This is a genomic window from Lysobacterales bacterium, from assembly GCA_019634735.1.
Taxonomy (GTDB): Bacteria; Pseudomonadota; Gammaproteobacteria; order Xanthomonadales; family UBA2363; genus Pseudofulvimonas.
This window is the reverse complement of sequence record JAHCAT010000012.1, coordinates 1-25,558: the sequence shown is the minus strand read 5'-3', so window position 1 is coordinate 25,558 and position 25,558 is coordinate 1. Positions and strand designations below refer to the sequence as shown.

Below are 25,558 nucleotides of genomic sequence, written 5' to 3'. Positions count from 1 at the left end.
CGCGCCCGTTTCCAGTGCGCCGGGTCCCCCTGCGGGCCGGCGGGAATGTGATGGCGTGCATGAAACGCTTTTCGCGCTTGGCGATACTGGCCATCCAACCAGGCCATTGCCACGACCACAGGGGGAACCGAATGGCAAGGACACTTCAGCGCTGGCTGCTCGCCGCAGCCGCATTCACCGTCGCATCGCCGCTGGCTGCCCAGGGCCTGCCCACGCAGACCTGGCCGGCCGGCACCCAGCTGTCGATGTGGAACCACGGCGGCCGCATCACCACCTTCCATCGCGGCTACCTGTACCTGGGCGGCACCGAGGGCCAGGGCACCTGGACCTACAACATCGCCAATGCGCAGTCGCCGCAACTGGTGCGTACCGTGCAGACCGGCGTCAACGGCCACTCCTGGGCCAAGGTCGGCGACGTGTTCTGGCGCAGCTACTGGATCCCGGAGATCGGCGACAGCAGTCCGCGGCCGTTCCAGAACCTGTCCAACATGCTGGCGCCCACGCAGCAGACAACCAACGTCGGCACCTTCCCATCCGGCCAGCCGCCGCTGGGCTGGCCGGGCAACTGGCTGGACACCTATCCGTATCACTTCGGCGACAACATCGTCGATGCCCGGGTCGGCTGGTGGCCGCACGCGGCGCAGGTCAACGTCCGGGCGATCGCCGGCATGACCAGCGGCCCCAACATGTGGCGGCTGGGCAACCTGCTGTTCCTGACGCCGTCGGACAGCCAGAACGGCGTCGCGGTGTTCGATGTTTCCAACCCCCTGCAGCCGGTGCTGCTCGACCGGCTGATCGGCAACTACCGCCAGTACACCAACGCCTGGCAGGTCTGGCGCCACTACCTGGTGCTGATGTTCGGCGACAACACCAACGGGCCGCAGGGCAACGCCAACACCCTGGTGATCGATTTCAGCGATCCCACCGACCTGCGCCTGGCCTTCACCATTCCCTACGACGACCTGCCCGGACGCTACGTGCACTTCCAGGACCAGTACGCCTTCGCCGGCCGCTTCGGGCGCGGCACCAAGTACAACATGGAGACCCGCCAGGTCAGCCAGGTGTTCACGCCGACGCCGTGCTGCGCCGGCGACTTCCAGTGGATCCCGCTGGGCCACATCGTGCTGGCCTCGTCCTCGGAGACCGACAACTCGCGCTCCTACCTGTTCTCGCACCAGCCGGCGCTGGACACCACCCGTCCCACGGTGGGCTACCACCTGCCGCGACCGGGCGCCACCCACCAGCACGTGCGCAGCGTGGTCGGCCTGGTCATCAACGAGACCCTGGACAGCACCACGGTGAACCCGCAGACCGTCCAGTTGCGGCCGCTCGGCGGCGCGCCGCTGGCGACCACGGTGATCCACACCAGCTACAACGTGGTGAACATCGTGCCCGATGCGCCGTTGGCGGCGGATACCACCTATGAGGTGCGCCTGGTCCAGGACGGCGTGCGCGACGTCGCCGGCAACGGCATCGCCGCCTACAGCTTCCTGTTTTCCACCGGCGCCACGGTGGGCGGCGATCTGATCTTCGCCAACGGGTTCCAGCCTTGACCGGCGGTGCGCTGCCATCGCTGGTCCGGGGGCTCGTGCTGTCCGCCCTGCTGGCCGGTGGTGCGCAGGCGCAGGTCCAGGTGCAGGCGATCAACAGCGTGCCGGCGACGCCGGTCACGCAGGGCCAGCCGGTGCAGTTCACCGGCCAGGCCAGTGTCGCGGGCGGCGGCGCCCTGGAATACCGCTGGGATTTCGGCGACGGCACGCCGCGCACCGGCTGGCTGGCGGTGAACACGGTCGGCCACACCTACCTGCAGCCGGGCGTGTTCACGGTCCTGCTGCAGGTCCGGCACGCCAGCCAGGGCCTGGCCAGCCTGACCGCGCCGATGGTGGTGCGGCAGCCGGCCGGGCCGGCGCCCCGGCAGTCCGGCGCGATCCAGGTGCATGGCCAGCGCCGCGAGGTCTGGGTGGCCAATCCCGACCACGGCAGCGTCGGCGTGCTGGACGCCGACGCGCCCGGTCTGCTCGCCGAGGTCGCCGTCGGCGGCGAGCCGGCGGCCCTGGCCATCGATGCCGGCGGCCAGGTCTGGGTGGCGCTGGAGGACCTGGACCGCCTGGCGCGCATCGACCCGGCGACCCGCACGGTCACCGCAACGCTGCAGACCGGCTATGGGGCGCGGCCGGTCGCCGTGCTGTTCGACGACGGCGGCAGCGGCTACGCCGCCCTGGCCGGGCCGGGGAGGGTGTTGCGCTTCGATCCCGTCTCCGCGCAGGCGCTGGCCAGTCTCGAGGTCGGCCCGCAGGTCCATGCGCTGGCGCTCGATGGCGCCGGTGCCACGCTGTACGTCTCGCGCCTGGTCAGCGCCGATGGCGCCGGCACGGTCTGGAAGATCGCCCTGCCGGCCTTCGCCCAGGCGCAGGCCGTCGACCTGCCGCTGGACACCACCTCGCCCGATTCCGGGACCGCCGCCCGCGGCCTGCCCAACTACGTGGCGGCGCTGGCGCCCGACCAGGCCGGCGCCACGCTGTGGTACGGCGGCAAGAAGGACAACATGCTGCGCGGCCTGTTCCGCGAGGGTCAGGCGCTGACCTTCGAGACGAGCCTGCGCTCCCTGCTCGGCCGCATCGATGCCGCCGGCGCCGCCGAGCAGGTCGCCGCGCGCATGGACATCGACAACGCCGGCCGGGTCTCCGGCCTGCTCGCCGCGCCCGGCGCCAGCCACCTGTTCGCGGCCCTGGAGAGCAACCACGAGGTGCTGGTGGTCGACCCCTGGAACCGCGCCGTGCTGGCCCGGCTTGCGACCGGCATGGGCCCGCGCGGCCTGGCCTTCGATGCGGCGACGCGCCGGCTGTTCGTGCAGGCGCCGCTGGTGCGTGCGGTCGACGTCTTCGACGTCGGCGCCAACCTGGATGACGGCATCGCCCCGGTGACCACGCTGGGCCGCTTCGCCAGCGCCACCGGCGAACCGCTGGCGCCGCAGGTGCTGCGCGGCAAGCAGGTGTTCCACGACGCCGCCGACGCAAGGATGGGCCAGGACGGCTACTTCTCCTGCGCCGCCTGCCACCTGGACGGCCGCGGCGACGGCCGGGTCTGGGACTTCACCCAGCTCGGCGAAGGACTGCGCAACACCACCTCGCTGCGCGGCAACGCCGGCATGGGGCGCGGCCTGGTGCACTGGACCGGCAACTTCGACGAGATCCAGGACTTCGAGGTGCCGATCCGCACCCTGTTCGGCGGCCTGGGCTTCATGGACGACGCCGACTTCTTCGCCGATGGCCGCAATCATCCGCTGGGACCGCCCAAGGCGGGCTTCTCCGAGGATCTCGACGCCTTGGCCGCCTACGTCGCCAGCCTGGACACCGACGACCGCTCGCCGCGGCGCGCCGCCGACGGCAGCCTGACCGCCCAGGGCCAGGCCGGCCGGACCCTGTTCCAGGCCCTGGACTGCCAGCGCTGCCATGCCGGCCCCGCCTACACCGACAGCGCCAGCGGCCTGCGCCACGACGTCGGCACCCTGGTCGCCGGTAGCGGGCAGCGCCTGGGCCGGCCGATCCTGGCGCTGGACGCGCCGACCCTGCGCGGCCTGGCCGGCTCGGCGCCCTATCTGCACGACGGTTCCGCCACCACCCTCGAAGACGTGCTGCTGGCCCGCAACCCCGAGGGCCGGCATGGCGACACCGCCGCCCTGGACGCCGGCCAGATCGCGCAACTGGTCGCCTTCCTGCAGCAGATCGACGCCAGCGAGCCCGGTCTGGGCGATGCCCAGGTCCTGGCCGTGACCGCACCGGCCGCCGGCAGCGCCGTGCTCACCGGCGAACCCGTGCCGCTGGCCCTCGCCACCGACCTGCCCGGCCTGGTGCGCATCGACTGGCGCGTCGACGACGTCGTGGTGGCGAGCGTCACCGCGCCGCCGTGGGCCAGCACCTGGACCGCGACCGGCCAGGGCCGCGTCGACATCCACGCCGAGGCCTGGCACGACGGCGGCCGCTTCCACAGCCTGTCGCCGCCGGTCGCCCTGCGCGTGCTGGGTCCGGACGCGCTGTTCGCGGACGGCTTCGAACCGTGAGACGGCCTCCGCACGGCCATCAGCCACTCCGCCCCCGATCTGAAAGCGTGGGGCGACGCTAGGGCGACACGTAGACGGCGGAAAGGATCCGATCCGTTGCGCGCCGCGCCGGGCGGCCCGCGGGCCGGGCAGGGGCAGGCCTGACGGGAATGCCCTGAAGACCAGCCCTCAGGCCACCTCGAAGCCGTTGTCGAACAGCCGGTCGAAGCCGCCCCAGATTGGCGCCAGGCCGGTGCCGTCGGCGAACAGGCCGAGCGGGGTGTAGGTCGACAGACCGGGGAAGACGTGGTCGAGGTAGGGGTTGCCCAGGCGGCGCAGCAGCACCTCGGCCAGGATCTGCCGGTAGTCGGTGCTGACGCCGACGTCGGCGCGCTCGAACAGCTGGCTGGTGGCAAGGCCAGGGAAGCTGCCGTAGGTCTGGCCGCCGTTGACCGGACCGCCCAGGACCAGGGCGACGTTGCCGTAGCCGTGGTCGGTGCCGCCGGCGTCGTTCTCCAGCACCCGGCGGCCGAATTCGCTGAGCACGACGATGCTGGTGCGCGCGGCGTGGTTGCCGGCGCCGGCGCCGTTGAGGTCGGTGTAGAAGGCGGTCAGGGCGCGCGAGAACTCCTCGACGCGCAGGCCGAAGTAGTCGTAGCTCTGGGTCGGGTTGCCCTGGCCGTTGTGGGTGTCCCAGCCGCCATAGTCGACGGTGGCGATGCGCAGGCCCAGCTCGGGCCGCTTGATGAGGTTCGCCAGCATGCGGAACTGGTCGCCCAGGGCGCCGGAGGGGTACTGCGCGCCATTGCCCGGCGCGTAGCCGGCAAAGTCGATCGGCCGGATCAGCGCCAGCGCGTCCAGCGCCTGGCGGCCCTTGGCCTCCAGCGGGCTGCTGCCCTGCCACAACGCCGGCAGCATCTCGACCATGCCCTGGAAGGCGGCCGGCGGCGCCGGGTTGTAGTGGTCGCGCGAGTTCCAGCCCCAGGGCGCGGTGTCCAGCCGGAACTCGGCGCCGCTGCCCATGGTGATGGTCTCGGTGCTGGCCAGCAGGCTGGTCGAGGTGATCGCGCCGGCGCTGACCGCCGGGATCGCGACGTTTGCCGGCAGGCCGCCGCTGACCAGGTGCCGGGTTAGCCAGCCCTCGCTGCCGGCCTGGCCGTTCAGGCCGTACTCCATGAACGCCTGGGCGTCGAAATGGCTGCGGCTGACCGGCTGGTGGACCATGCCGACGGCGTGGACGACGGCCAGCCGGCCGGCCTGGTACAGGCCGTGCAGGCCGCTGGCGCGCGGATGCAGGCCCCACAGGCCGCCGCTGCCGGGCAGGGCGAGGGCGCCGTTGGCGCCGCTGGCCGGCACCCGGGTGGCGACGCGCGCCTGCTCGTACTCGGCGCGCAGATTGCCGCCGACCGGCGGCACCAGGGACAGGCCGTCGATGCCGCCGCGCAGGTACACGAACACCAGGACGTTGTCGGTGGCGGCCTCGGGCGCGGCCAGGGCGATCCGGGTCCGGGCGCCGGCGCCGGCGGCCAGGGTCGCAAGGGCGGAGCTGCGCAGGAAGTCGCGGCGGTTGAGGGTGGTCATGGCCTTGTCTCCTTCAGCGCCGGAAGAACTCGGGCGAGCAGAGCAGCATCGCCACCAGGGTGCGCAGCCGCGACTGCGTGTAGTGCAGGCGCAGGTTGTTGAGGTTCCAGGTGTCGGTGCCCAGGTCCAGCTCGTCGCCGGCGGCGGCGTTCTGGCGCATGAAGTCGACCAGCACGGTGCGCCGGCCGGGCTCTGCGGCATGGCCGTACAGGCGCTGCGCCCAGTGGTCGACGATGGCGTTGGCGTTGCGGCCGCCGGCGGGCAGGGCGGCCTGGGTCTGGGCGACGATGTCGGCCAGGAACGGCGAGCTGGCGTTGTTGCGGTCCTGGCGCAGCTCGACCAGGCGGGTCAGCAGCTTCCAGGTCATCGCCAGCGCGCCCGAGCTGGACCAGGCCGACTGCCGGTCCGGATAGCCGTTCGGGGCCGCCCAGTAGAAGGCCCGGTGGCCGGTGCCCTGCAGGCGCGAGGTGAACTCCTCGGTGGTGGTCCAGGTGGCGGTGTTGTCCCAGACCGGCGTGAAGTCGGCGCCCAGCACGCGCAGGGCATGGGCGGTGGCCGCGAACGGCCGCACGATCTTCTGGTCGAAGGCCGCCTTGTAGTGCGGCGAGAGCAGGATGTGGCGGACCACCTGGCGCAGCTGGTCGGGCGCCTGCCAGAGCTGGCCGAACAGCGCCGCGGCGCTGTCGACCAGGGCGGCCGGTGGCTGGTCGGCGACCAGGCGCCGGCACAGCTTGGTGCAGACGTGGCGGGCGGTGCCGGGGTGGGCGGCCAGCCAGTCCAGGACCAGCTCGCCGTCGGTCTCGCCCTTGTAGCTCTGGATGAAGCGGCCCAGGAACCACTTGCTGTAGTTGTCGTGCCAGCCGGGCCGGAACACGTAGCTGCCGTCGTTGTCGCCGGGGAACTGCCAGTGGCCGTCGCGGATGGTCCAGCCGGTCAGGGCGCGGGTGGCGTTGTAGACGTCCTCGTCGACGTACTTCAGGCGCACCGCGACGCCGTCGTTGCCGGTGCCGACCGGCAGGCTGGGGTCGTCCGGGCGCAGCACGCCGGCGTAGTTCATGGCGCCCAGGGTGTGCAGCTCGACCAGCTCGCGCGCGTAGTTCTCGTTGGGCCCGTCGCGGCGGTTCGAGCGCAGGTCGAGGTAGTACATCATCGTGGTGGCGCGGGTCACCTCGCCCAGCATCTGCCGGAAGTTGCCCAGCGCGCCCGCGCGGATGATGTCGCGGTCCCAGTGCGGGAACACGGTGCCGCCGTCGTAGTGCCAGCCGAAGGTGCTGAAGTGGTCGTGCCAGAAGTCGACCAGCACCTCGAAGGCCTGGCGCCGGCTGTAGGTTGCGCGCACCAGCTTGGCGCACTCGCTCTCGCTGACCGGCCGCATGCGCACGCCGTAGTTGGCGGTCTCGCCGTGGTGGTCGGTCCACAGCTGGGTCAGGGACTTGAACAGGGTCGGGTAGCGCGCCGCGGTGATCCGGGCATCGACCTCGGGGTCGGCGATCGCCGCCGGATTCAGCTGCTGGTCGACCCAGGCCTGCCAGCGGGCATCGTCGCTGCCGCCCAGCGCCTGCACCTCGGCCAGCAGGGCCGGCGTCGCGCCGAAGCTGGCGCGATTCAGCCAGCGCACCAGGGCCGGCGGCGTGACCACCGCGCTGGTCTGCGCGGGGCTCGCGTCCGGTGTCGCTTCCAGCGGCGCCTTGCCGGGCCGGCGCATGGCCGTGGCCTCGGCGCCGAGCGTCGCCGGCAGCAGGCCGAGCAGGCGCCGGCGCGCGGCGTCGAGGGTGGGTGCGTGCAGCGATGACATGGGCGGTCCCCCTGTGGACCGGCCGAAGATAGCGCAGACGGGCCGCCGCTTCCGTGACCGGCTCAACCGGCGCCGACGATGACCGGCTCGGGTTCCAGGGCGACGCCGAAGCGCGCCTGCACGGTGTCCTGGACGTGGCGGGCCAGGGCCAGCAGCTGGGCGCCGGTGGCCTTGCCGTGGTTGACCAGGACCAGGGCGTGGCGGTCGCTGACGCCGGCATCCCCGACCCGGTGTCCCTTCAGGCCGCTGTGCTCGATCAGCCAGGCGGCGCTGAGCTTGACGTGGTCGGCGCCGGTCGGCCAGCAGGGCAGGTCGGGATGGTGGTCGCGGATGAAGGCGGCCTGCAGGGCTGGCACCACCGGGTTCTTGAAGAAGCTGCCGGCATTGCCGATCCGCGCCGGGTCGGGCAGCTTGCGGCGGCGCAGGGCGCACACGGCCTCGAACACCGCGCGGGCGTCGGGCCGGGTCACGCCGGCGGCGGCCAGTTCGGCCTCGAGCCCGGCGTAGCCGGTGACCGGTTCGGCGTCGCGCGGCAGGTCCAGCTCCACGGCGGTGATCAGCCAGCGCCCCGGCTCGCGCTTGAACCGGGAATCGCGGTAGGCGAAGCCGCAGTCGCCGGGCTCGAGCCGGCACGGGACGCCGGTGGTGACGTCGAAGGCCTCGACCGCGGCGATGAGGGCGGCCAGCTCGACGCCGTAGGCGCCGATGTTCTGCACCGGCGCAGCCCCGACCGTGCCGGGGATCAGGGCCAGGTTCTCCAGGCCACACAGGCCCTGCGCCAGCGTCCATTCCACCAGGGCATGCCAGGACTCGCCGGCACCGGCGCGCACCCGCACCCGTTCGCCGGAATCGCCTGCCACCGCCATGCCGGCCAGCACCGGCTGCACGACGATGCCCTGCGGGTCGTCGGCGAACAGCAGGTTGCTGCCCTGGCCCAGGGCCAGCCAGGGCAGGCCCTGGCCGGCGATCGCCGCGAACAGGCCGGGCAGTTCGCCGGCGTCGTCGACGCGCGCCAGCATCGCGGCGCGGGCCGGCACCCCGAAGGTGTTCAGGGCCGTGAGGTCGGCGTCGTGCTCCAGGTGCAGGCTCATGCGCGGCGGGCGCGGATCGCCTCGACACAGTCGCCCACCAGGGCCGGGCCCTGGTAGACCAGGCCGGTGTAGCACTGAACCAGGCAGGCGCCGGCGGCGAGCTTGGCGACCGCATCGGCGCCGCGGACGATGCCGCCGACGCCGACCAGGGGCAGCTCGTCGCCGACCCGGTCGCGCATGCCCTGCAGCACGGCGGTGGCGGGGCCCATCAGCGGCCGCCCGGACAGGCCGCCGGCCTGGCCGGCCAGCGGATGCTGCTCGACGCCCGCGCGGCCGATGGTGGTGTTGGTCAGGATCAGGCCGTCCGGGCGCGCCGCCAGCATCGCCGCGGCGACGCCGTCCAGGGCGGCGGTGTCCAGGTCCGGGGCGAGCTTGACCAGCATCGGCACGCGCCGGCCGTGCTGGCCGGCCAGGCGTTCCTGGTGCTCGCGCAGGATCTCCACGAAGCGGCGCAGCGTGGCCTCCTGCTGCAGGTCGCGCAGGCCCTGGGTGTTCGGCGAGGAGATGTTGACGGTGATGTAAGTGGCCAGCGGGTAGACGCGTTCCATGCAGTGCACGTAGTCGCGCACCGCGTCCTCGTTGGCGGTGTCCTTGTTGCGGCCGATGTTGATGCCGAGCACGCCGCGGAAGCGTGCGCGCTCGACATTCGCGACCAGGGCGTCGACACCCAGATTGTTGAAGCCGAAGCGGTTGATCACCGCCTGCTGTTCGGGCAGCCGGAACAAGCGCGGCCGCGGATTGCCCGCCTGCGGCCGCGGCGTGACCGTGCCGACCTCGATGAAGCCGAAGCCCAGCGCCGCCAGCGCGTCGATGCAGGCGCCGTTCTTGTCCAGGCCGGCGGCCAGGCCGACCGGGTTGGGGAAGTCGATGCCGAACGCCCGCACCGGCAGCGGCTCGATCGTCTGGCGCACCAGCCCCAGCCGGTGGCCGCCGCGCAGCAGCGCCAGGGTGGCGTCGTGGGCGCGCTCGGCATCCAGCGAGAACAGCAGCGGCCGCAGCAGGGAGTACATGGGCGAAATGCGAGGGCGGCGAGGGCGTTGGCGGGATGGGGGCAGCAGGCACTCGCCGCCCCCATCCGGGGCGCTCAGAAATCGAACTTGATGCCCTGCGCCAGCGGCAGCGCGTCGGAATAGTTGATGGTGTTGGTCTGCCGGCGCATGTAGACCTTCCAGGCGTCCGAGCCGGACTCGCGACCGCCGCCGGTCTCCTTCTCGCCGCCGAAGGCGCCGCCGATCTCGGCGCCGGAGGTGCCGATGTTGACGTTGGCGATGCCGCAGTCCGAGCCGGCCGCCGACAGGAAGCGCTCGGCGGCGCGCAGGTCGGTGGCGAAGATCGACGAGCTCAGGCCCTGCGGCACGGCGTTGTGCAGGGCGATCGCCTCGTCCAGATCCTTGTACGGGATCACGTACAGGATCGGTGCGAAGGTCTCGGTCTGGATCACCTCGGCATCGTTGGCGACGCCGGTGACGAGGGTCGGGCGCACGAAGTTGCCGGGGCGGTCGATGGCCTCGCCGCCGGTGACCACGGTGCCGCCGGCGGCCCTGGCCTTGGCCACGGCATCCAGGTAGCGGCGCACGGAGTCCTGGTCGATCAGCGGGCCCATCAGCGTGGCCGGATCGGTGGGGTCGCCGATCTTCTTCTCGACCTGGGCGTAGGCCGCCGCCAGCTTGGCGACCACCTCGTCGTGCAGCGATTCGTGGACGATCAGGCGGCGGGTGGTGGTGCAGCGCTGGCCGGCGGTGCCGACCGCGCCGAACACGATGGCCGGGATCGCCAGCTTCAGGTCGGCGCTCTCGTGCAGGACGATGGCGTTGTTGCCGCCCAGCTCGAGCAGGGAGCGGCCCATGCGCCGGGCGACCCGCTCGCCGACCGTGCGGCCGACCGCGGTCGAGCCGGTGAAGCTGACCAGCGGCACGCGGTGGTCGTCGACGAACTGCTGCGCCAGCTCGGTGCCGGCATCGTTGAACAGGAAGAAGATGTCGGGGAAGCCGCCCTTGCGCAGCGCCTCGTTGCAGATCTTCATGGTCGCCACCGCAGTCAGCGGCGTCTTCGGCGACGGCTTCCAGATGCAGATGTCGCCGCACACCGCGGCCAGGAACGCGTTCCAGCTCCACACCGCGACCGGGAAGTTGAACGCCGAGATGATCCCGACCAGGCCGATCGGGTGCCACTGCTCGTACATGCGGTGGCCGGGGCGCTCGGAGTGCATGGTCAGGCCGTACAGCATGCGCGACTGGCCGACCGCGAAGTCGGCGATGTCGATCATCTCCTGCACCTCGCCGTCGCCCTCGGCCTTGATCTTGCCCATCTCGGCGGCGACCAGGGTGCCCAGGGCGTCCTTGTGGGCGCGCAGCGCCTCGCCGCACAGGCGCACGGCCTCGCCGCGGCGCGGCGCCGGGGTGGTGCGCCAGGTCTCGAAGGCCGCCTGGGCGCGCTTGACGATGGTCTCGTAGTCGCCCTGGCTGCTGGCGTGGACCCGGGCGATCGGCTGGTTGCTGGACGGGTTGACCGACTCGATGACGCCAGCGTCGGTGGTCCTCGACCACTCGCCGTTGCCGAGGTAGGTGCCGGAATTGTCGGCGGCCAGGCCGAGTTGCTTGAGCAGGGAGTCCATGCCGGAAGGTCCTTTGGTGAGACGTGCGTGGGCCGCTGCGGCGGCCAGCCGGCAAGTATAGCCGGTGCGGTCGGGACGGTCCGGCGACGGTGGTTGGGATGGGGGACCGGGGACCGGGGACCGGGGACCAGGGACCAGGGAGCAGGGACCAGGGAGCAGGGAGCAGGGACCAGGGAGCAGGGACCAGGGAGCAGGGACCAGGGAGCAGGGAGCAGGGAGCAGGGAGCAGGGAGCAGGGAGCAGGGAGCAGGGAGCAGGGAGCAGGGAGCAGGGAGCAGGGAGCAGGGAGCAGGGAGCAGGGAGCAGGGAGCGGGGAGCAGGGAGCGGGGAGCAGGGAGCGGGGAGCAGGGAGCGGGGAGCAGGGAGCAGGGAGCAGGGAGCAGGGAGCAGGGAGCGGGGAGCGGGGAGCGGGGAGCGGGGAGCAGTGGTCGGGAATCCGAATTCTGCTGAGCGGGTGCGATCTGCACCCGCTCCCTCCGGGACAGCTGACCCGCCGAGTCTCTGAGACGCCGCCCTGCCGAAGCATGCGGGAAGTGCGACGGCACCGCACTTCTCCCCTCCCCCCTGCGGGGGGAGGGGCGGGGGAGAGGGCTGCCCCGGCCAGCGCACGCCGCTGGACCGGCAACGATGCGGGTCATGGCGAGCGCCAGTCCTCTCCCCGGCTCCTCTCCCATTCGAGGGGAGCTCGCAATCCAGCGAGCGAGTCCGCCAGATGCTGCGCATTGCAGGCGCCCGTGTCGCCGCATCCGATCGTGGGCGATGCGGCCCCGGCCCGGCGCTGGCGGGTGTGGATGCGGGAAGGAACGGCGGCCATCCGCCGCCCGGGGGCTGCAGGTGGAGGCCATCCGGAACGGAAAGGCCCGCGGGTGGCGCAGGGTTGACGAGGCGATGCGAGTGATGGTATGCGGGCCTCTGGTTCCGTCCGAAGGGGAGAACAATGTCCATTCGCAGGCTGGTTCCGATTGTCGCGCTGGTGCTGGCGCTGCTGGCCACGGCAGCCCAGGCGCAGACCCTGATCATCCTCAACAATCTGCCGGGCACGCCCTCTGGCGGCGGCACCAATCTCGGGCTCGGCACGGACGCCGTGAACCGCCAGAAGGGCGTGGGATTCACCACCGGCAGCGAGCCGTTGCGCCTGCTGTCGGCCACCGCGCTGCTCAGCAACCCGACGCCGTCCTCCGTGCTCTCGGCTTCGCTGCACGTCGATGCCGGCGGCAACCCGGGGGCCGTGCTGTTCGAGTTCGACGACACGCCCGTCCCCGAGAACCTGACGCCGACCGAGGTGGCGGTGACGCCCGTGTCGGGCGCCGCCGTGCTGGATCCGGACACCCGCTACTGGCTGGTGTTCAAGGGGCCGGCCACCACGCAGAGCCTGCTGTGGCAGTCGCTCTCCCCGAACGCGCCCCCGGTGGCCGACGGCGTGGCCTTCGAGGGCTACCGGTTCTCGGCCGATGGCGGCGGTTCCTGGGGCAACTCCACCGTGTTCAACGGCGTGACGGTGCGCGCCGAGGTCGCCGGGGGTCCAGGCGAGGTCCTGCGCGTGGCGATGCCGGACAGTTCCAACAACCGGATGGTGCTGTTCGACCCTGAAAACGGGGCCCTGGTCGATGGCGACTGGTTCCCGTTGCAGGCCGGCACGCCGATCCATGTCGTCCAGATCGGCGAGGAGCTGTGGGTCTCCGAACAGGTCGGCGACCGGGTGGCCCGGTTCGACCTCGATGGCGCCTTCCTGGGCCAGATCGGTGGTGGCACCGGCGGCGGCCTCGACAATTTGCGCGGCATGGCGATCGTCGGCGACGAGGTGTGGTTGACCAATTCAGGGACCGCGAACGGCGCCCCGGGGGCCGCCCTGGTGCGGATCAGCCTTACCGGCACCGTGCTGGGTTCGATCAGCATGGCCGCGAGCAGTTCCAGTCCGTTCGCGATCCTGGTCCGCGAGGACGACGTCCTGGTCGCCAACAGCAACGCCAACGACGACATCCACCGCTACGACGACGCCGGGGCCAGCCTGGGGACCTTCCACAACACGACCTCGCTGAACTTTGCCCAGCAGATGGCCATCGCCATCAACGGCGACGTGCTGGCCGCGGGCTTCTCGAGCAACAACGTGGTCCGACTGGACAGCGGCACCGGCGCGCTGCTTTCCAGCTTCGCGGCGTCCGGCAGTCGTGGCGTCTACCAGCTGGGCAACGGCAACATCCTGTGGAGCAATGGCAGCGGCGTGCACGTCTACGATGTCGCCAGCCAGACCAGCACGCAGGTTTACACCGGCGGCGGCCGGCACTTCGGCGAGGTGCTGCTGCCGCTGGTGGAGGACGACACGCTCTTCGCCAACGGCTTCGAGTGCGCACCCGGCCTGCCGGACTGCCCGACCTGAGCGCAGCTCCCGCCCGGCGTCGGTGCGCCGGGCGGGACGCCCGCGGGCAGGATCGATGAGGTGCCATGGAGGGCGCAATCGATGGGGTGGGCAATCCGCGTCGAAGCCCCCCGTGCTTCCTGCCCCAGGTCGGGATCGCCGGGGGGTGGCCCGATGTGGGTCCGGGCAGGGGACGATCAGGCGGTCCGGGAGGCGCGGGCGCCGGACTCGACCCGCGCGTACATCCAGGTGCTTGAACTGGCCAGGCCCTTGATCATGGCGTGATCATCGATGGTGGGCGGTGTAGGGATCGAACCTACGACCCTTGCCGTGTGAAGGCAATGCTCTACCGCTGAGCTAACCGCCCGCCGTGAGGTGGGGGGCGAAGCATAGGCAGCAGGGGCAGCCCGGTCAAGCGCGACGAAAGAGCCCTTTCCGGGGGGCTGGCGTTCATGCCCGCGTCGGCAGCATGGCCGCACATCGTGCCCGCCACTGCAGGAGGTATGCCATGCAAACGCGAATTTTCGCCATGAGCCTGTTCGCCGCCGGCGCCGTCGCGCTGATTCCGGCGCCCGCCCACGCCCAGCGCGGCTGGGGGGATTCCGGCGGAACCATCCGTTGTGATGCCCGCGGCGGCGGCCGCACCGGTTGTCCGGCGCCCATCGGGCGTGGCTCGGAGGCCTACCTGGTCCGCCAGTTGTCGGCCGCGCCCTGCGTGCCCGGTCGAACCTGGGGCTGGGACCAGCAGGGCGTCTGGGTCAGCCAGGGCTGCAGTGGCGAGTTCGCGGTCCGCCGGGCCGGTGGCGGTCCGCCGCCGCGACCGCCGGTGCCTGTGCCGCCCGGTGGCGGCCCCGGCTGGGGTGGTCCGGGCGAGGTTGTGCGCTGCGAGTCCGATCGCTACCGATATCGCATGTGCCCGGTCCGGGTCGGTCGCCGTGGCGTCGAGCTGCTGCGCCAGACCAGCCGGACGCGGTGCGAGTTCGGGCGCACCTGGGGTTGGGACCGTCGTGGCATCTGGGTCGATGGCGGTTGCGCGGCTGATTTCAGGGTGCGCTGATCGCCCCGGTCCCGGGCAACGCGGCGCGGGGGCTGATTCCCTGCGCCGCACCGCCCTTGCGGCGGTCCACTGGCCGCCGCCCGGCCCTCAACCGGCGGCCGGCGGGGCGTGACGCAGGGCGCGCTCGCGCAGCCACAGCGTCGCCAGCCATTTCTCGCCGGCCAGGACCGGCAGACCGGCGTGCAGGGTGCGCGGGTCCGGTGCGCTGTCGCTGTCCAGGTTGTGGAACAGCACGGCCCGGCCCAGACGCGGCTCGACGGTCACGTCCAGTTCCGGGAAAGCGGTGCCGCCGCCGGCCTCGACGTCGCACAGGTAGGCGAACACCGTGTAGCGACGTTGGCCGGCCTTTCGCCCCGCCGCGGTCTTCAAGGCGGGCGGCGGCAGGTAGTCACGGTGCGGGCGATACTCCTGGCCGGGTGCGTAGTGCAGCAACGACAACCACTCGGCGTGCCCCAGGGGTGCGTCGACCAGCTCGCACAGCCTGTTCTGAAGGACCAGTGCCCAGGGGTCCTCGACGAAGGCGGCGAGCTCGGTCGAGGACGAGGTGCGGTAATCGTCGCGCAACACCCGCCCGCTGTGCGGGTCGACCACCTGGGACGGCATCAGAGTGGGTCGGCCCAGTTCGATCAGATGGGCGCAGTCCAATGCGCTGAACACCCGGTCGCAGGTCGCCACGTAGGGATCAGCGCAATGCACGGTCGCCTCGGGCCGCAACCAGGGCCGGATCGGCGCGGGCGGCCGCGCCGCCGTTGCCACGTCGGCGGGCGGGGTTTCGCTGGCGCCCAGGCGCACCAGCACCTGGGCGCTATGGGCGTCTCCCGCCCGGGCCGCCCGGGCCAGCCCGGCCAGGGCGCCGGCAAGGTCGCCCGTGTCGGCGCGGAACAGGGCAAGGTTGCGCAGTGCGCGGGGGTCTCCGGCCGCCGCGGCCTGGGCAAGCAGGTCGACGACCTGCGCCGAGCCCGGTTCGCCGCCCGCGGACCGGGCCAGGGCCAGCCAGTAGGCCGATTCCGGATCGCCGCCGGCGTGGCTGGCCTGCAGGCCGGCCCGCGCGGCGTCCAGGTCGACCGGCCCGGCCAGGCCGAACAGCGCGAACAGGGCCAGTTCCCGACTGGCACCAAGGTGTCCGGCGGCGGCTGCCCGGCGGTGCCAGGCCGCCGCCCGGCCAGCGTCGCCGGAACGCGCCAGCACCAGGCCCAGGCGGAACTGGGACTCGCGGTCGCCGCCGGCCGCCGCAGCCTGCAGCGTGCGCAGGGAGTCGTTCATGGGATCAGTCCTTCGGGACGCTTTGCCGTGCCGGGCACCGGGCAGGCATTCTATGCGCCCGCCGCTGCCGATGCCCCGTACCGCCAATGACCGCGACTGTCGATCCGCACGACTCCCTGCGACCGATCTCCTGGCAGGGCGATCACCTGCGCCTGCTCGACCAGCGCCGCCTGCCTGGCGAGGTCGGGTACCTGGCCTGCCGCAGCGTCGAGGAGGTGGCCGCCGCGATCCACGACCTTGCCGTGCGCGGCGCGCCGGCGATCGGCATCGCCGGGGCCTGGGGCATGGTGCTGGCCGCCCGGCACGCGCATGCGCGCGGCGAGACCGGCATCGAGGTCCTGGCGGCGCCGGCCCGGACCCTGGTGGCGGCGCGTCCGACCGCGGTCAACCTGGCCTGGGCGGTGCAGCGGATGCTGGACTGCGCCCGCGGCCACGGCCTGCTCGATCCCGCGGCGCTCACCGAGCAGGCAGCGGCGATCGAGACGGAGGACCTGGCCGCCAATCGCCGTATGGGCGAACTCGGTGCCGGCCTGATCGCCCCTGGCAGCGGCGTGCTGACCCACTGCAACACCGGCTCCCTGGCCACCGCCGGGTTCGGCACCGCCCTGGGCGTGATCCGTGCCGCCTGGGCGCAGGGGCTGATCGCGCAGGTGCACGCCACGGAAACCCGACCCTGGCTGCAGGGCGCCCGGCTGACCGTCTGGGAGCTGGCCCAGGACCGCATCCCCGCCACCTTGCTGGTCGACAGCGCCGCCGCCCACCTGATGGCCAGCGGCGCCGTGCACTGGCTGATCGTCGGCGCCGACCGGATTGCCGCCAATGGCGATGTCGCCAACAAGATCGGCACGCTGCAGCTGGCGATCGCCGCCCGCCACTTCGGCGTCAAGGTGATGGTGGTGGCGCCTTCCAGCACGGTCGACCTGGCGATGGCCGATGGCGCCGGCATCGAGATCGAACTGCGCGATCCCTCGGAGGTCACCCGCGTGGCCGGACAGGCGACCGCCGCCCCGGACGTGCGCGCATGGAACCCGGTGTTCGATGTCACGCCCGCCGGTCTGGTCGACGCCATCGTCACCGAGCGCGGCGTGGTGCGCGATCCCAAGCCCGGCGACCTGGCCGCGCTGCTGGAGGCGACCCGATGAGCGCCACACCGGTGGTCGCGGTCCTGGTGCCCTGCTACAACGAGGCGGCCACCATCGCCGGCGTGGTGGCCGGCTTCCGGCAGGCGCTGCCCGATGCCCAGGTCTGGGTGTTCGACAACAACTCCAGCGACGGTACCGCCCAGGTGGCGCGCGATGCCGGCGCCCGGGTGGTGGCGGTCGGCCTGCAGGGCAAGGGCAATGTCGTGCGCCGGATGTTCGCCGACGTCGACGCCGATGCCTACCTGATGGTCGATGGCGATGGCACCTACGATGCCGCCAGCGCGCCGCGCCTGCTCGACGGCGTGCTGGGACAGGGCGCCGACATGGTGGTGGCGACCCGCCACGCGGTCGACCAGGGCGCCTACCGACGCGGCCACGCGTTCGGCAACCGGCTGCTCACCGGCTTCCTGGCGCGCCTGTTCGGGCGGCCGTGCCGGGACATCCTGTCCGGGTACCGGGCCTTCAGCCGGCGCTACGCGAAGTCCTTTCCCGCGCTTTCCGAAGGCTTCGAGACCGAGACCGAGCTGACCGTGCATGCCCTGGAACTGCGCATGCCGGTGCTCGAGGTCGACACGCCCTATTTCGAGCGGCCGGAGGGCTCGCACAGCAAGCTCAGCACCTGGCGCGATGGCTGGCGGATCCTGCGCACCATGCTGCGGCTGTTCGCGGCCGAGCGGCCGCTCATGTTCCATGGTCTGGCGGCGCTGCTGCTCGGCCTGGCCGCGCTGGTGCTGGGTATCCCGGTGGTGCTGGAATGGTTGCGAACCGGCCTGGTGCCGCGCTTCCCGACCGCGATCCTGGCGACCGGCCTGATGCTGATGGCGACCTTGTCGTTCTACACCGGGCTGATCCTGGACACGGTCACCCGTGGCCGGCGCGAGCTGCGCATGCTGGCCTATCTGTCGCAGCAGGCGCCCGGCCGCAAGCCATGACCCGGCTGTTGCGCTTCGGCGTGGTCGGCGTGCTCGGCTTCCTGGTCGATGCCGGCGTGCTGATGCTGCTGGTCGGGCCGGGCGGCGTCGATCCGTACCTGGCCCGGGTGCCGTCGTTCCTGGCCGCCGCGACCGCGACCTGGCTGTGCAACCGCTACTGGACCTTCGCCGATCGCCGCGGCCGCGACCGTCTGGCCGAGCTGCGCCGCTGGCTGCTGGCGATGGCCGGGGGCGGCCTGGTCAACTACGCCGTCTACGCCGCCCTGCTGGCCACCCTGGCGACGGTCCAGGCCTGGCCGGTGCTGGGCGTGGCGGCCGGCTCGCTGGCCGGCATGCTGGTCAACTTCGCAAGCTCGAGCCGCTGGATCTTCCCAGCCGGTCGGCCAGCACCGCCAGGGTGACCAGCAGCACCGGCACCAGCGGGTGCAGGTAGCGGTACACCAGGATGTGGCTGAACAGCACGTAGGCGGTGGCCAGCCCGAGCAGGGCCAGCGCCGGCAGGGCGGCGACCGGATCGCGCCGGCGCCAGGCCAGCCAGAGCAGCCAGGCGCCGGCCGGGAACGCCATCAGCAGGGCAAGCGTGTAGACCAGCCGTGCCGCCTCGAAGGCGCGCGCCACCGGCGCGTGGTCATGGCGCCAGTCGCTCGCGTCGTGGTCGTAGTGCTCGCGCACACGCGCGATGAAGGCAGCGCTGGCGTGGGTATGGCGGCCCAGGTCGTTGCCCATGCGGTCCCGGGCATAGGCGGCGTCGAAGTGGTCGGCCACCGTCGACAGACCCAGGCGGACGATCGCGAGGGGATGCTCACGCTGGATGCGCTTGACGATCTTGCCGGCGATGCGCGGTCCCTGCTCGCCACCGGCCTGGCGCAGGACGTTCACCAGGCCATCGGGACTCCAGATCTGCGCCTCGCGGGCACGGGGCTCGCCCAGGGACGGTCCGACCCGGTCGAGCAGGTCGGGGGGCAGTCCCAGGTGCGTCAGGTGGTCCGGTCGCACCAGAGGCGCCAGCCAGCCCAGGCGGAACCAGGGCTCGTCGGCGATCCAGGCCGGTGCGCCGCCCGAGATCGTGCCGTACCAGCTGCGGTAGGCATGGTGGGCGCCGATGGTCAGTGTCACGGCCAGCACCAGCCAGGACAGCAGCGCCGGACCCGTGGGCCGCGCAGGCCGCAGGGCCACCAGCCAGAGCAGGGGCGCCAGGGCGCCCAGCACCAGGACCACCGGCAGCAGGCTGACGCGCAGACTGACCGCCGCCACGCCCAGGGCCGCGGCAGCGGCCAGCCAGACCGGCCGGCGCTGGTGCAAGGTCGCGGCCAGGGCGGCCAGCATCGCCAGCAGGCAGGCGGTACCTGCGGTTTCCGCCATCACCGAGCGCTCGTAGTAGAGCTGCATCGGCTCCAGCGCCAGCAGCAGGGCGGCAGCGGCGGCCAGGGCCGGGCGCACCCGCAGCGGGCCCACCAGCAGCGACCAGACCAGCAGGCAGGACAGTGCGCCGATCGCCGACTGCACCAGCACCAGGCGCCAAAGGCCGCCCGCGCCGCCCATGGAGGCCACCAGCAGCGGGTAGGTGGGCGAGCGGTCCGGGGGTACCCAGCCGGTCAGCGCCGCGTGCACGTAGCTGCCCGAATCGCCGAAGAAGAAGCGGACCTCCGGATCCAGGGCCAGCACCGCCAGCTTGGTGAGCAGCACAGCGACAGCCAGCGCGATGGTGGCGGCGACCGGGTGTGGGCGCATTGTCTGGGCTGGAGGCATGGCCGGCCTGCGGAACGGGGCGGCGAAGTATAGGTGCGACGATCCCTGCATCGGCGCGGCACCCGGCGGCGCCATGCGGCGCACCGCGGGCGGCGGCCCGGATCGTGCGGCGCGCCTGCCGCCGGCCTGGGGCGCGATGCCGAGCTTCCGCCGTCACGGCAGTTGCGGCAGCGACCCCGGGCGCCCGTTGGGCTACAATATCGCGTTGATTCCGGGGCCGGCGACAGCCCGCCGATGCAGGGGCTGCGCGCACTTGCGCGTACCGGCCACCCTCGTTCCAGCAAGGACCACTGATGGCAGAACTCGCCAAGGAAGTCATTCGCGTCAACATCGAGGACGAGATGAAGCAGAGCTACCTCGATTACGCGATGAGCGTGATCGTGGGACGCGCCCTGCCGGACGTCCGCGACGGCCTGAAGCCGGTGCACCGCCGCGTGCTGCACGCCATGCGCGAGCTCGGCAACGACTACAACAAGGCCTACAAGAAATCGGCGCGCGTGGTCGGCGACGTGATCGGCAAGTACCACCCGCACGGCGACTCCGCGGTCTACGACACCATCGTCCGCATGGCCCAGCCCTGGAGCCTGCGCTACCCGCTGATCGACGGCCAGGGCAACTTCGGCTCGGTCGACGGCGACGCCCCGGCGGCGATGCGCTACACCGAAGTGCGCATGGCCAAGCTCGCCCACGAGCTGATGGCGGACATCGACAAGGAAACCGTCGATTTCGGCCCGAACTACGACGAATCCGAATCCGAGCCGCTGGTGCTGCCCACCCGCGTGCCGAACCTGCTGGTCAACGGCTCGGCCGGCATCGCGGTCGGCATGGCCACCAACATCCCGCCGCACAACCTGCGCGAGGTGGTCGCCGCGACCCTGGCCCTGATCGACGACCCGGAGATCAGCATCGACGGGCTGATGGCGCACGTGCCCGGGCCGGACTTCCCGACCAGCGGCATCATCAACGGCGCCGCCGGCATCCGCAGCGCCTACCACACCGGCCGCGGCCGCCTGCTGGTGCGCGCCCGCGCCAGCATCGAGACCGACGAGCGCAGCGGCCGCGAGGCGATCGTCGTCCACGAGCTGCCCTACCAGGTCAACAAGGCGCGCCTGATCGAGCGCATCGCCGAACTGCACCGCGAGAAGAAGATCGAGGGCATCGCCCCGGACGGCCTGCGCGACGAGTCCGACAAGGACGGCATGCGCATCGTCATCGAGGTCAAGCGCGGCGAGTCCGCCGACGTGCTGCTGAACAACCTGTTCCAGCAGACCCAGATGCAGACGGTGTTCGGCATCAACATGGTCGCCCTGGTCGGCGGCCAGCCGAAGCTGCTCAATCTCAAGGAGGCCCTGGAGGCCTTCGTGCGCCACCGCCGCGAGGTGGTGACCCGGCGTACCGTGTTCGAGCTGCGCAAGGCGCGCGCCCGCGCCCACCTGCTCGAGGGCCTGACCGTTGCGCTGGCCAACATCGACGAGATGATCGAAACGATCAAGACCTCGCCGACCCCCGCCGAAGCCCGCGAGCGCCTGCTGGCGCGGCGCTGGGAGGCCGGCCTGGTGCGTGCGCTGCTGGCCGAGAAGGGCGCCGACGTGTCGCGTCCGGAAGACCTGCCGGCCGGCGTCGGCCTGTTCGACGACGGCTACCAGCTCTCGGAGATCCAGGCCAAGGAAATCCTGGACATGCGCCTGAACCGCCTGACCGGGCTGGAGCAGGAGAAGCTGACCGACGAGTACCGGGAGATCCTGCGCACCATCGAGGCGCTGGTCGAGATCCTGACCAACCCCGATCGCCTGCTCGCGGTGATCCGGGACGAGCTGGCCAGCATCACCGAGGAGTTCGGCGATGCGCGCCGCACCGAGATCCGCGCCTCCCAGGAAGACCTGCAGACCCTCGACCTGATCGCCGAGGAGGACATGGTGGTGACCCTGTCGCACGGCGGCTACATCAAGAGCCAGCCGGTGACCACCTACCGGGCGCAGCGCCGCGGCGGCCGCGGCCGCATGGCGACCTCGATGAAGGAAGAGGATTTCGTCGAGCAGCTGTGGGTCGCCAACACCCATGACACCCTGCTGACCTTCACCAGCCGCGGCCGGGTGTTCTGGCTGGAGGTGTTCCGCATCCCGCAGGCCGGCCCCAACGCCCGCGGCCGTCCGATCGTCAACTTCCTGCCGAACCTGGAGGAGGGCGAGAAGATCAACGCCGTCCTGCCCGTGCGCGACTACCCGGACGACCGCTACGTGTTCTTCGCGACCCGCAAGGGCGTGGTCAAGAAGACGCCGCTGGCGGACTTCTCGCGACCGCGCAGCATCGGCATCTGGGCGATCGGCCTGGACGAGGGCGATGCCCTGGTCGACGTCGCCCTGACCGACGGCAAGCGCGACATCCTGCTGTTCGGCAGCCACGGCAAGTGCGTGCGTTTCGCCGAGGATGCGGTGCGCGCCATGGGTCGCACCGCGCGCGGCGTGCGCGGCATCACCCTGGCCCAGGACCAGTCGGTGGTCTCGATGATCGTCGCCGACGAGGGCGACGTCCTGCTGGCCACCCAACGCGGCTACGGCAAGCGTACGCCGCTGCCGGAGTTCCCGCGCAAGGGCCGCGGCACCATGGGCGTGATCGCCATCCAGACCAGCGCCCGCAACGGCGGCCTGGTCGGCGCCGTCCAGGTCACCGAGGGCCACGAGATCATGCTGATCTCCGACCAGGGCACCCTGGTGCGCACGCGCGTCGCCGAGGTCAGCCAGCTGGGCCGCATCACCCAGGGCGTCACCCTGATCCGCCTGCCCGGCGACGAGGCCCTGGCCGGCGTGGTGCGGGTCGAGGCCTTCGGCGAGGACGGCGAAGGCGACGAGGACGGTGCGCCGGACGAGGCCGCGGCCGCAGGCGAGCCGACGACCGAGTAGTTCGTGCGCGGCAGGGGCGTTGGACCGCCCCTCGCCGGCCGCCGATCGACTGCGACGCGGCCGACGGGCAACGTCCCTGTCGGCTCGCCCGACCCGGCAACCGCGCTTGCGTTCGATGCCTCAGGCGCGCGTATGGACGGGCGCCTGACCGGTGGACCGAAGCGCGCTTCGGGGTGCCCTCCGGCCCCCGGCACTGGCGGTACTCAGATCGCCGCCAGCATCGCCTCGGCGCTGGAGACCTTGAACTCGCCCGGCGCCTCGACGTGCAGCACCTTGACCACGCCGTCCTCGGCGTACAGGGCGAAGCGCTGGGCGCGCAGGCCCATGCCGAAGCCGCTGGCGTCGAGCTCCAGGCCCAGTGCCTTGGTGAAGGCGCCATTGCCGTCGGCCAGCATCATGATGTCCTTGGGCGCCTTCTGGCTGCGCGCCCAGGCGTCCATCACGAAGGCGTCGTTGACCGCCATGCAGGCGATCTCCACGTCCTTGGCGCGGAACGCGTCCAGGTGCTCGATGAAGCCGGGCAGGTGCTTGGCCGAGCAGGTCGGCGTGAAGGCGCCGGGCACCGCGAACAGCACGACCTTCTTGCCCTTGAAGACCTCGTCGGTGCTGACCGCCTGGACGCCGTCCAGGAGCATGTTGAAGGTGGCCTGGGGCAGGGTGTCGCCGACCTGGATCGTCATTTCGGGCTCCGCGGGAAAGGGAGTCTCATGATACGGGATGGCGGTCGCCTAGAATGGCCGTCGCTGCCGCTGCCGGACCCGCCATGGACCCCATCCACGTCCTGATCGCCCTGTCCAGCGCCGCCGTCGTGGCCGCGGTGGCGCTGGCCGCCTGGCTGGGCCTGCGCGCCGGTCGTCGGCGGGGCGAAATCGAGGGCCGCATCGCCCGGGACGCCGAGATCGCTGCCCTGGCCGCCGGCCGCAACGCCCTGGCGGACGAGCTTGCCCAGTGCCGGTCCTGGCTGGCCGCCCGCGACGGCCAGCTCGATGCCGCCCGCGAGCAGCTGCAACGCCTGGCAGGCGAGCGCGCCGGCCTGGCCACGCGCGCCGAGCGCGCGCAGTCGCTGGAGAGCGAGCTGGCCCAGGTGCGCGCCGCCCTGCAGGCTGCCACCGCGCATGGCGCCGAACTCGCCGCCCGCCTGCAGGAGCAGCAGCAGGCCGCCGGCGATCGCCTGCGCGACCTCGAGCAGTCCCGCGAACGCATGCGCCTGGAGTTCCAGGCCCTGGCCACGCAGATCCTCGACGACAAGGCGCGCCGCTTCGGCGAGCACAACAGCGAGCAGATCGGCCAGCTGCTGGCGCCGCTGCGCGAGCAGCTCGGCGAGTTCCGCAAGGCGGTCGGCGAGGCCTACGAGAAGGAAGGCGGCGCCCGCACGGCCCTGCAGGTCGAGGTGCGCCAGCTCATCGAACTCAACCACAAGCTGGGCAGCGAGGCGCACAGCCTGACCCGCGCGCTGACCGCCGACAGCCGCAGCCAGGGCTACTGGGGCGAACTCAAGCTGGAACGCCTGCTGGAACTGGCCGGCCTGGAGCGCGGCCGCGAGTACCTGACCCAGGAAAGCTACCGTGACGCCGACGGCGACCTGTACCGGCCCGACGCCGTGCTGCGCCTGCCCGGCGACCGCGACATCGTGATCGACGCCAAGGTCGCCCTGACCGACTACCAGCGCGCCTGCGAGACCGCCGACGAGGAGCAGCGCGAGCGCCACCTGGGCCAGCACGTCGCGGCCCTGCGCCGGCACGTCATGCAACTCGGAAGCAAGGACTACAGCCGCCTGGAGGGCCTCAACGCGCCCGACCTGGTGTTCCTGTTCGTGCCGGTCGAAGGGGCCTTCCTGGAGGCGCTGCGCCGCGACCCGGCGATCTACGAGGACGCCTTCCGGCGCCGCATCATCCCGGTCGGGCCAAGCAACCTGCTGGCCTCGCTGCGCCTGGTCGCGCAGCTGTGGCGCACCGAGGAGCAGGACCGCAACGCGCGCCTGATCGCCGACCGCGCCGGCAAGCTGTACGACAAGTTCGTCGGCTTCATCGACGACCTGGCCAAGGTTGGCGATGCCCTGGAGCGCGCGCAAAAGATGCATCAGTCGGCGCTGGCCAAGCTCGCCCAGGGTCGCGGCAACCTGGTCCGCCGCGCCGAGCAGTTGCGCAGCCTGGGCGTCGCCCCGGGCAAGCAGTTGCCCGAAAGCCTATTGGGCCTGTCCGGCCCGGGCGACGACGAGGACGAGGGCGACAGTCCGGAGTGAATTCATTCGGCGGGACTGCTGGGCGGGGCCGGGCCGGGGACCAGGGACCGGGGACCAGGGACCAGGGACCAGGGACCAGGGACCAGGGACCAGGGACCAGGGACCAGGGACCAGGGACCAGGGACCAGGGACCAGGGACTAGGTGGCAGGTGGCAGGTGGCAGGTGGCAGGTGGCAGGTGGCAGGTGGCAGGTGGCAGGTGGCAGGGGCCAGGTTGCAGGCGGCAGGGACCGGGGAGCAGGGAGCAGGGAGCAGGGAGCAGGGAGCAGGGATCGTTAAGCGGAGCGCGGTCAGCTCCCCTCTCCCTCTGGGAGAGGGGCCGGGGGAGAGGGCCGGCACTTGCCATGATCTTCATCGTTGCCGGCCCAGCGGCGCGCGCTGGCGGGGGCGGCCCTCTCCCCCGCCCCTCCCCCGCAGGCGGGGGAGGGGAGAAGTGCGGTGCCGTCGCCAGCTCGGGACTCGGGACTCGGGACTCGGGCTTCGGGACTCGGGACTCGGGACTCGGGACTCGGGACTCGGGACTCGGGCTTCGGGACTCGGGATTCGGGATTCGGGATTCGGGATTCGGGATTCGGGATTCGGGATTCGGGATTCGGGATTCGGGATTCGGGATTCGGGCTTCGGGCTTCGGGATTCGGGCTTCGGGATTCGGGCTTCGGGATTCGGGCTTCGGGCTTCGGGATTCGGGCTTCGGGCTTCGGGATTCGGGATTCGGGATTCGGGATTCGGGATTCGGGATTCGGGATTCGGGATTCGGGATTCGGGCTTCGGGCTTCGGGAAGCGCAGCGCGCTGTGCT

At 72.0% G+C, this 25,558-nt stretch carries 17 protein-coding genes and 1 tRNA gene; 9 read left to right on the top strand and 9 right to left on the bottom strand.

Features of this window, described 5'->3' with window-relative positions:
* The first annotated feature begins 131 nt into the window (after positions 1–131).
* Entirely contained in the window at positions 132–1,553 is a 1,422-nt protein-coding gene (locus KF823_11830; GenBank protein ID MBX3726591.1) for an Ig-like domain-containing protein, read from the top strand.
* Entirely contained in the window at positions 1,550–4,060 is a 2,511-nt protein-coding gene (locus KF823_11825) for a PKD domain-containing protein (GenBank protein ID MBX3726590.1), read from the top strand. The genes KF823_11830 and KF823_11825 overlap by 4 nt, the downstream gene beginning before the upstream one ends.
* Positions 4,061–4,228: 168 nt before the next feature.
* On the opposite strand, the gene KF823_11820 is transcribed toward KF823_11825, so the two are convergent.
* The 5 genes from KF823_11820 to KF823_11800 form a co-directional block, all read right to left on the bottom strand.
* Positions 4,229–5,620, bottom strand: coding sequence for a DUF1501 domain-containing protein (locus tag KF823_11820; GenBank protein MBX3726589.1), 1,392 nt, complete (start codon positions 5,618–5,620; stop codon positions 4,229–4,231).
* Between the two features lie 13 nt (positions 5,621–5,633).
* Positions 5,634–7,415, bottom strand: coding sequence for a DUF1800 domain-containing protein (locus tag KF823_11815; GenBank protein MBX3726588.1), 1,782 nt, complete (start codon positions 7,413–7,415; stop codon positions 5,634–5,636).
* 62 nt (positions 7,416–7,477) lie between these two features.
* Positions 7,478–8,506 (bottom strand): UDP-N-acetylmuramate dehydrogenase, encoded by a 1,029-nt coding sequence (murB, locus tag KF823_11810; GenBank protein MBX3726587.1) that lies wholly within the window; start codon positions 8,504–8,506, stop codon positions 7,478–7,480.
* Positions 8,503–9,516 (bottom strand): quinone-dependent dihydroorotate dehydrogenase, encoded by a 1,014-nt coding sequence (locus tag KF823_11805; GenBank protein MBX3726586.1) that lies wholly within the window; start codon positions 9,514–9,516, stop codon positions 8,503–8,505. The genes murB and KF823_11805 overlap by 4 nt, the downstream gene beginning before the upstream one ends.
* A 74-nt stretch (positions 9,517–9,590) precedes the next feature.
* Positions 9,591–11,120 carry an aldehyde dehydrogenase family protein gene (locus KF823_11800; protein MBX3726585.1) on the bottom strand — a complete coding sequence of 510 codons (1,530 nt, stop codon included), beginning with the start codon at positions 11,118–11,120 and terminating at the stop codon, positions 9,591–9,593.
* Between the two features lie 937 nt (positions 11,121–12,057).
* Here KF823_11800 and KF823_11795 point away from each other — a divergent pair.
* Positions 12,058–13,497, top strand: a complete 1,440-nt coding sequence (locus KF823_11795; protein ID MBX3726584.1) for a hypothetical protein — start codon at positions 12,058–12,060, stop codon at positions 13,495–13,497.
* 271 nt (positions 13,498–13,768) lie between these two features.
* Here the strand turns inward: KF823_11795 and KF823_11790 are convergent.
* Positions 13,769–13,843 (bottom strand) — tRNA-Val (locus tag KF823_11790).
* 141 nt (positions 13,844–13,984) lie between these two features.
* Between KF823_11790 and KF823_11785 the strand changes: the two genes are divergently transcribed.
* Positions 13,985–14,533 carry a DUF3011 domain-containing protein gene (locus tag KF823_11785; protein MBX3726583.1) on the top strand — a complete coding sequence of 183 codons (549 nt, stop codon included), beginning with the start codon at positions 13,985–13,987 and terminating at the stop codon, positions 14,531–14,533.
* An 87-nt stretch (positions 14,534–14,620) separates the two neighbouring features.
* On the opposite strand, the gene KF823_11780 is transcribed toward KF823_11785, so the two are convergent.
* The gene (locus KF823_11780) at positions 14,621–15,796 is read right to left on the bottom strand and encodes a 2OG-Fe(II) oxygenase (GenBank protein ID MBX3726582.1); all 1,176 of its coding nucleotides are present in this window, start codon (positions 15,794–15,796) and stop codon (positions 14,621–14,623) included.
* Between the two features lie 86 nt (positions 15,797–15,882).
* Here KF823_11780 and mtnA point away from each other — a divergent pair, with 86 nt between their 5' ends.
* The 3 genes from mtnA to KF823_11765 are packed head-to-tail and all read left to right on the top strand — an operon-like array spanning position 15,883 to position 18,271.
* Entirely contained in the window at positions 15,883–16,938 is a 1,056-nt protein-coding gene (gene mtnA / locus KF823_11775; GenBank protein MBX3726581.1) for an S-methyl-5-thioribose-1-phosphate isomerase, read from the top strand.
* Positions 16,935–17,870: a glycosyltransferase gene (locus KF823_11770; protein ID MBX3726580.1), complete on the top strand. Its 936-nt coding sequence runs from the start codon at positions 16,935–16,937 to the stop codon at positions 17,868–17,870. Before mtnA ends, KF823_11770 begins: the two co-directional genes overlap by 4 nt.
* Positions 17,867–18,271 carry a GtrA family protein gene (locus KF823_11765; protein MBX3726579.1) on the top strand — a complete coding sequence of 135 codons (405 nt, stop codon included), beginning with the start codon at positions 17,867–17,869 and terminating at the stop codon, positions 18,269–18,271. The genes KF823_11770 and KF823_11765 overlap by 4 nt, the downstream gene beginning before the upstream one ends.
* Here KF823_11765 and KF823_11760 read toward each other — a convergent pair.
* The gene (locus KF823_11760; protein MBX3726578.1) at positions 18,210–19,601 is read right to left on the bottom strand and encodes a hypothetical protein; all 1,392 of its coding nucleotides are present in this window, start codon (positions 19,599–19,601) and stop codon (positions 18,210–18,212) included. The two genes, KF823_11765 and KF823_11760, sit on opposite strands and share 62 nt — an antisense overlap.
* Before the next feature lie 311 nt (positions 19,602–19,912).
* On the opposite strand from KF823_11760, the gene gyrA reads away from it, so the two are divergent.
* A complete protein-coding gene (gyrA, locus tag KF823_11755) occupies positions 19,913–22,519 on the top strand; it encodes a DNA gyrase subunit A (GenBank protein MBX3726577.1) in 2,607 nt (868 codons plus the stop codon).
* A gap of 203 nt (positions 22,520–22,722) precedes the next feature.
* Here gyrA and KF823_11750 read toward each other — a convergent pair whose 3' ends face one another.
* Positions 22,723–23,199, bottom strand: coding sequence for a peroxiredoxin (locus KF823_11750; GenBank protein MBX3726576.1), 477 nt, complete (start codon positions 23,197–23,199; stop codon positions 22,723–22,725).
* A gap of 83 nt (positions 23,200–23,282) precedes the next feature.
* Here KF823_11750 and rmuC point away from each other — a divergent pair, with 83 nt between their 5' ends.
* Positions 23,283–24,761 (top strand): DNA recombination protein RmuC, encoded by a 1,479-nt coding sequence (gene rmuC / locus KF823_11745; protein MBX3726575.1) that lies wholly within the window; start codon positions 23,283–23,285, stop codon positions 24,759–24,761.
* Positions 24,762–25,558 lie beyond the last annotated feature (797 nt).

What these genes read in the sequence shown, in the direction of transcription:
- KF823_11830 (MBX3726591.1), top strand. Translation starts at nt 132, where the DNA reads ATGGCAAGGACACTTCAGCGCTGGCTGCTCGCCGCAGCCGCATTCACC.
- KF823_11820 (MBX3726589.1), bottom strand. Translation starts at nt 5,620, where the DNA reads ATGACCACCCTCAACCGCCGCGACTTCCTGCGCAGCTCCGCCCTTGCG.
- KF823_11815 (MBX3726588.1), bottom strand. Translation starts at nt 7,415, where the DNA reads ATGTCATCGCTGCACGCACCCACCCTCGACGCCGCGCGCCGGCGCCTG.
- murB (MBX3726587.1), bottom strand. Translation starts at nt 8,506, where the DNA reads ATGAGCCTGCACCTGGAGCACGACGCCGACCTCACGGCCCTGAACACC.
- KF823_11805 (MBX3726586.1), bottom strand. Translation starts at nt 9,516, where the DNA reads ATGTACTCCCTGCTGCGGCCGCTGCTGTTCTCGCTGGATGCCGAGCGC.
- KF823_11800 (MBX3726585.1), bottom strand. Translation starts at nt 11,120, where the DNA reads ATGGACTCCCTGCTCAAGCAACTCGGCCTGGCCGCCGACAATTCCGGC.
- KF823_11795 (MBX3726584.1), top strand. Translation starts at nt 12,058, where the DNA reads ATGTCCATTCGCAGGCTGGTTCCGATTGTCGCGCTGGTGCTGGCGCTG.
- KF823_11785 (MBX3726583.1), top strand. Translation starts at nt 13,985, where the DNA reads ATGCAAACGCGAATTTTCGCCATGAGCCTGTTCGCCGCCGGCGCCGTC.
- KF823_11780 (MBX3726582.1), bottom strand. Translation starts at nt 15,796, where the DNA reads ATGAACGACTCCCTGCGCACGCTGCAGGCTGCGGCGGCCGGCGGCGAC.
- mtnA (MBX3726581.1), top strand. Translation starts at nt 15,883, where the DNA reads ATGACCGCGACTGTCGATCCGCACGACTCCCTGCGACCGATCTCCTGG.
- KF823_11770 (MBX3726580.1), top strand. Translation starts at nt 16,935, where the DNA reads ATGAGCGCCACACCGGTGGTCGCGGTCCTGGTGCCCTGCTACAACGAG.
- KF823_11765 (MBX3726579.1), top strand. Translation starts at nt 17,867, where the DNA reads ATGACCCGGCTGTTGCGCTTCGGCGTGGTCGGCGTGCTCGGCTTCCTG.
- KF823_11760 (MBX3726578.1), bottom strand. Translation starts at nt 19,601, where the DNA reads ATGCGCCCACACCCGGTCGCCGCCACCATCGCGCTGGCTGTCGCTGTG.
- gyrA (MBX3726577.1), top strand. Translation starts at nt 19,913, where the DNA reads ATGGCAGAACTCGCCAAGGAAGTCATTCGCGTCAACATCGAGGACGAG.
- KF823_11750 (MBX3726576.1), bottom strand. Translation starts at nt 23,199, where the DNA reads ATGACGATCCAGGTCGGCGACACCCTGCCCCAGGCCACCTTCAACATG.
- rmuC (MBX3726575.1), top strand. Translation starts at nt 23,283, where the DNA reads ATGGACCCCATCCACGTCCTGATCGCCCTGTCCAGCGCCGCCGTCGTG.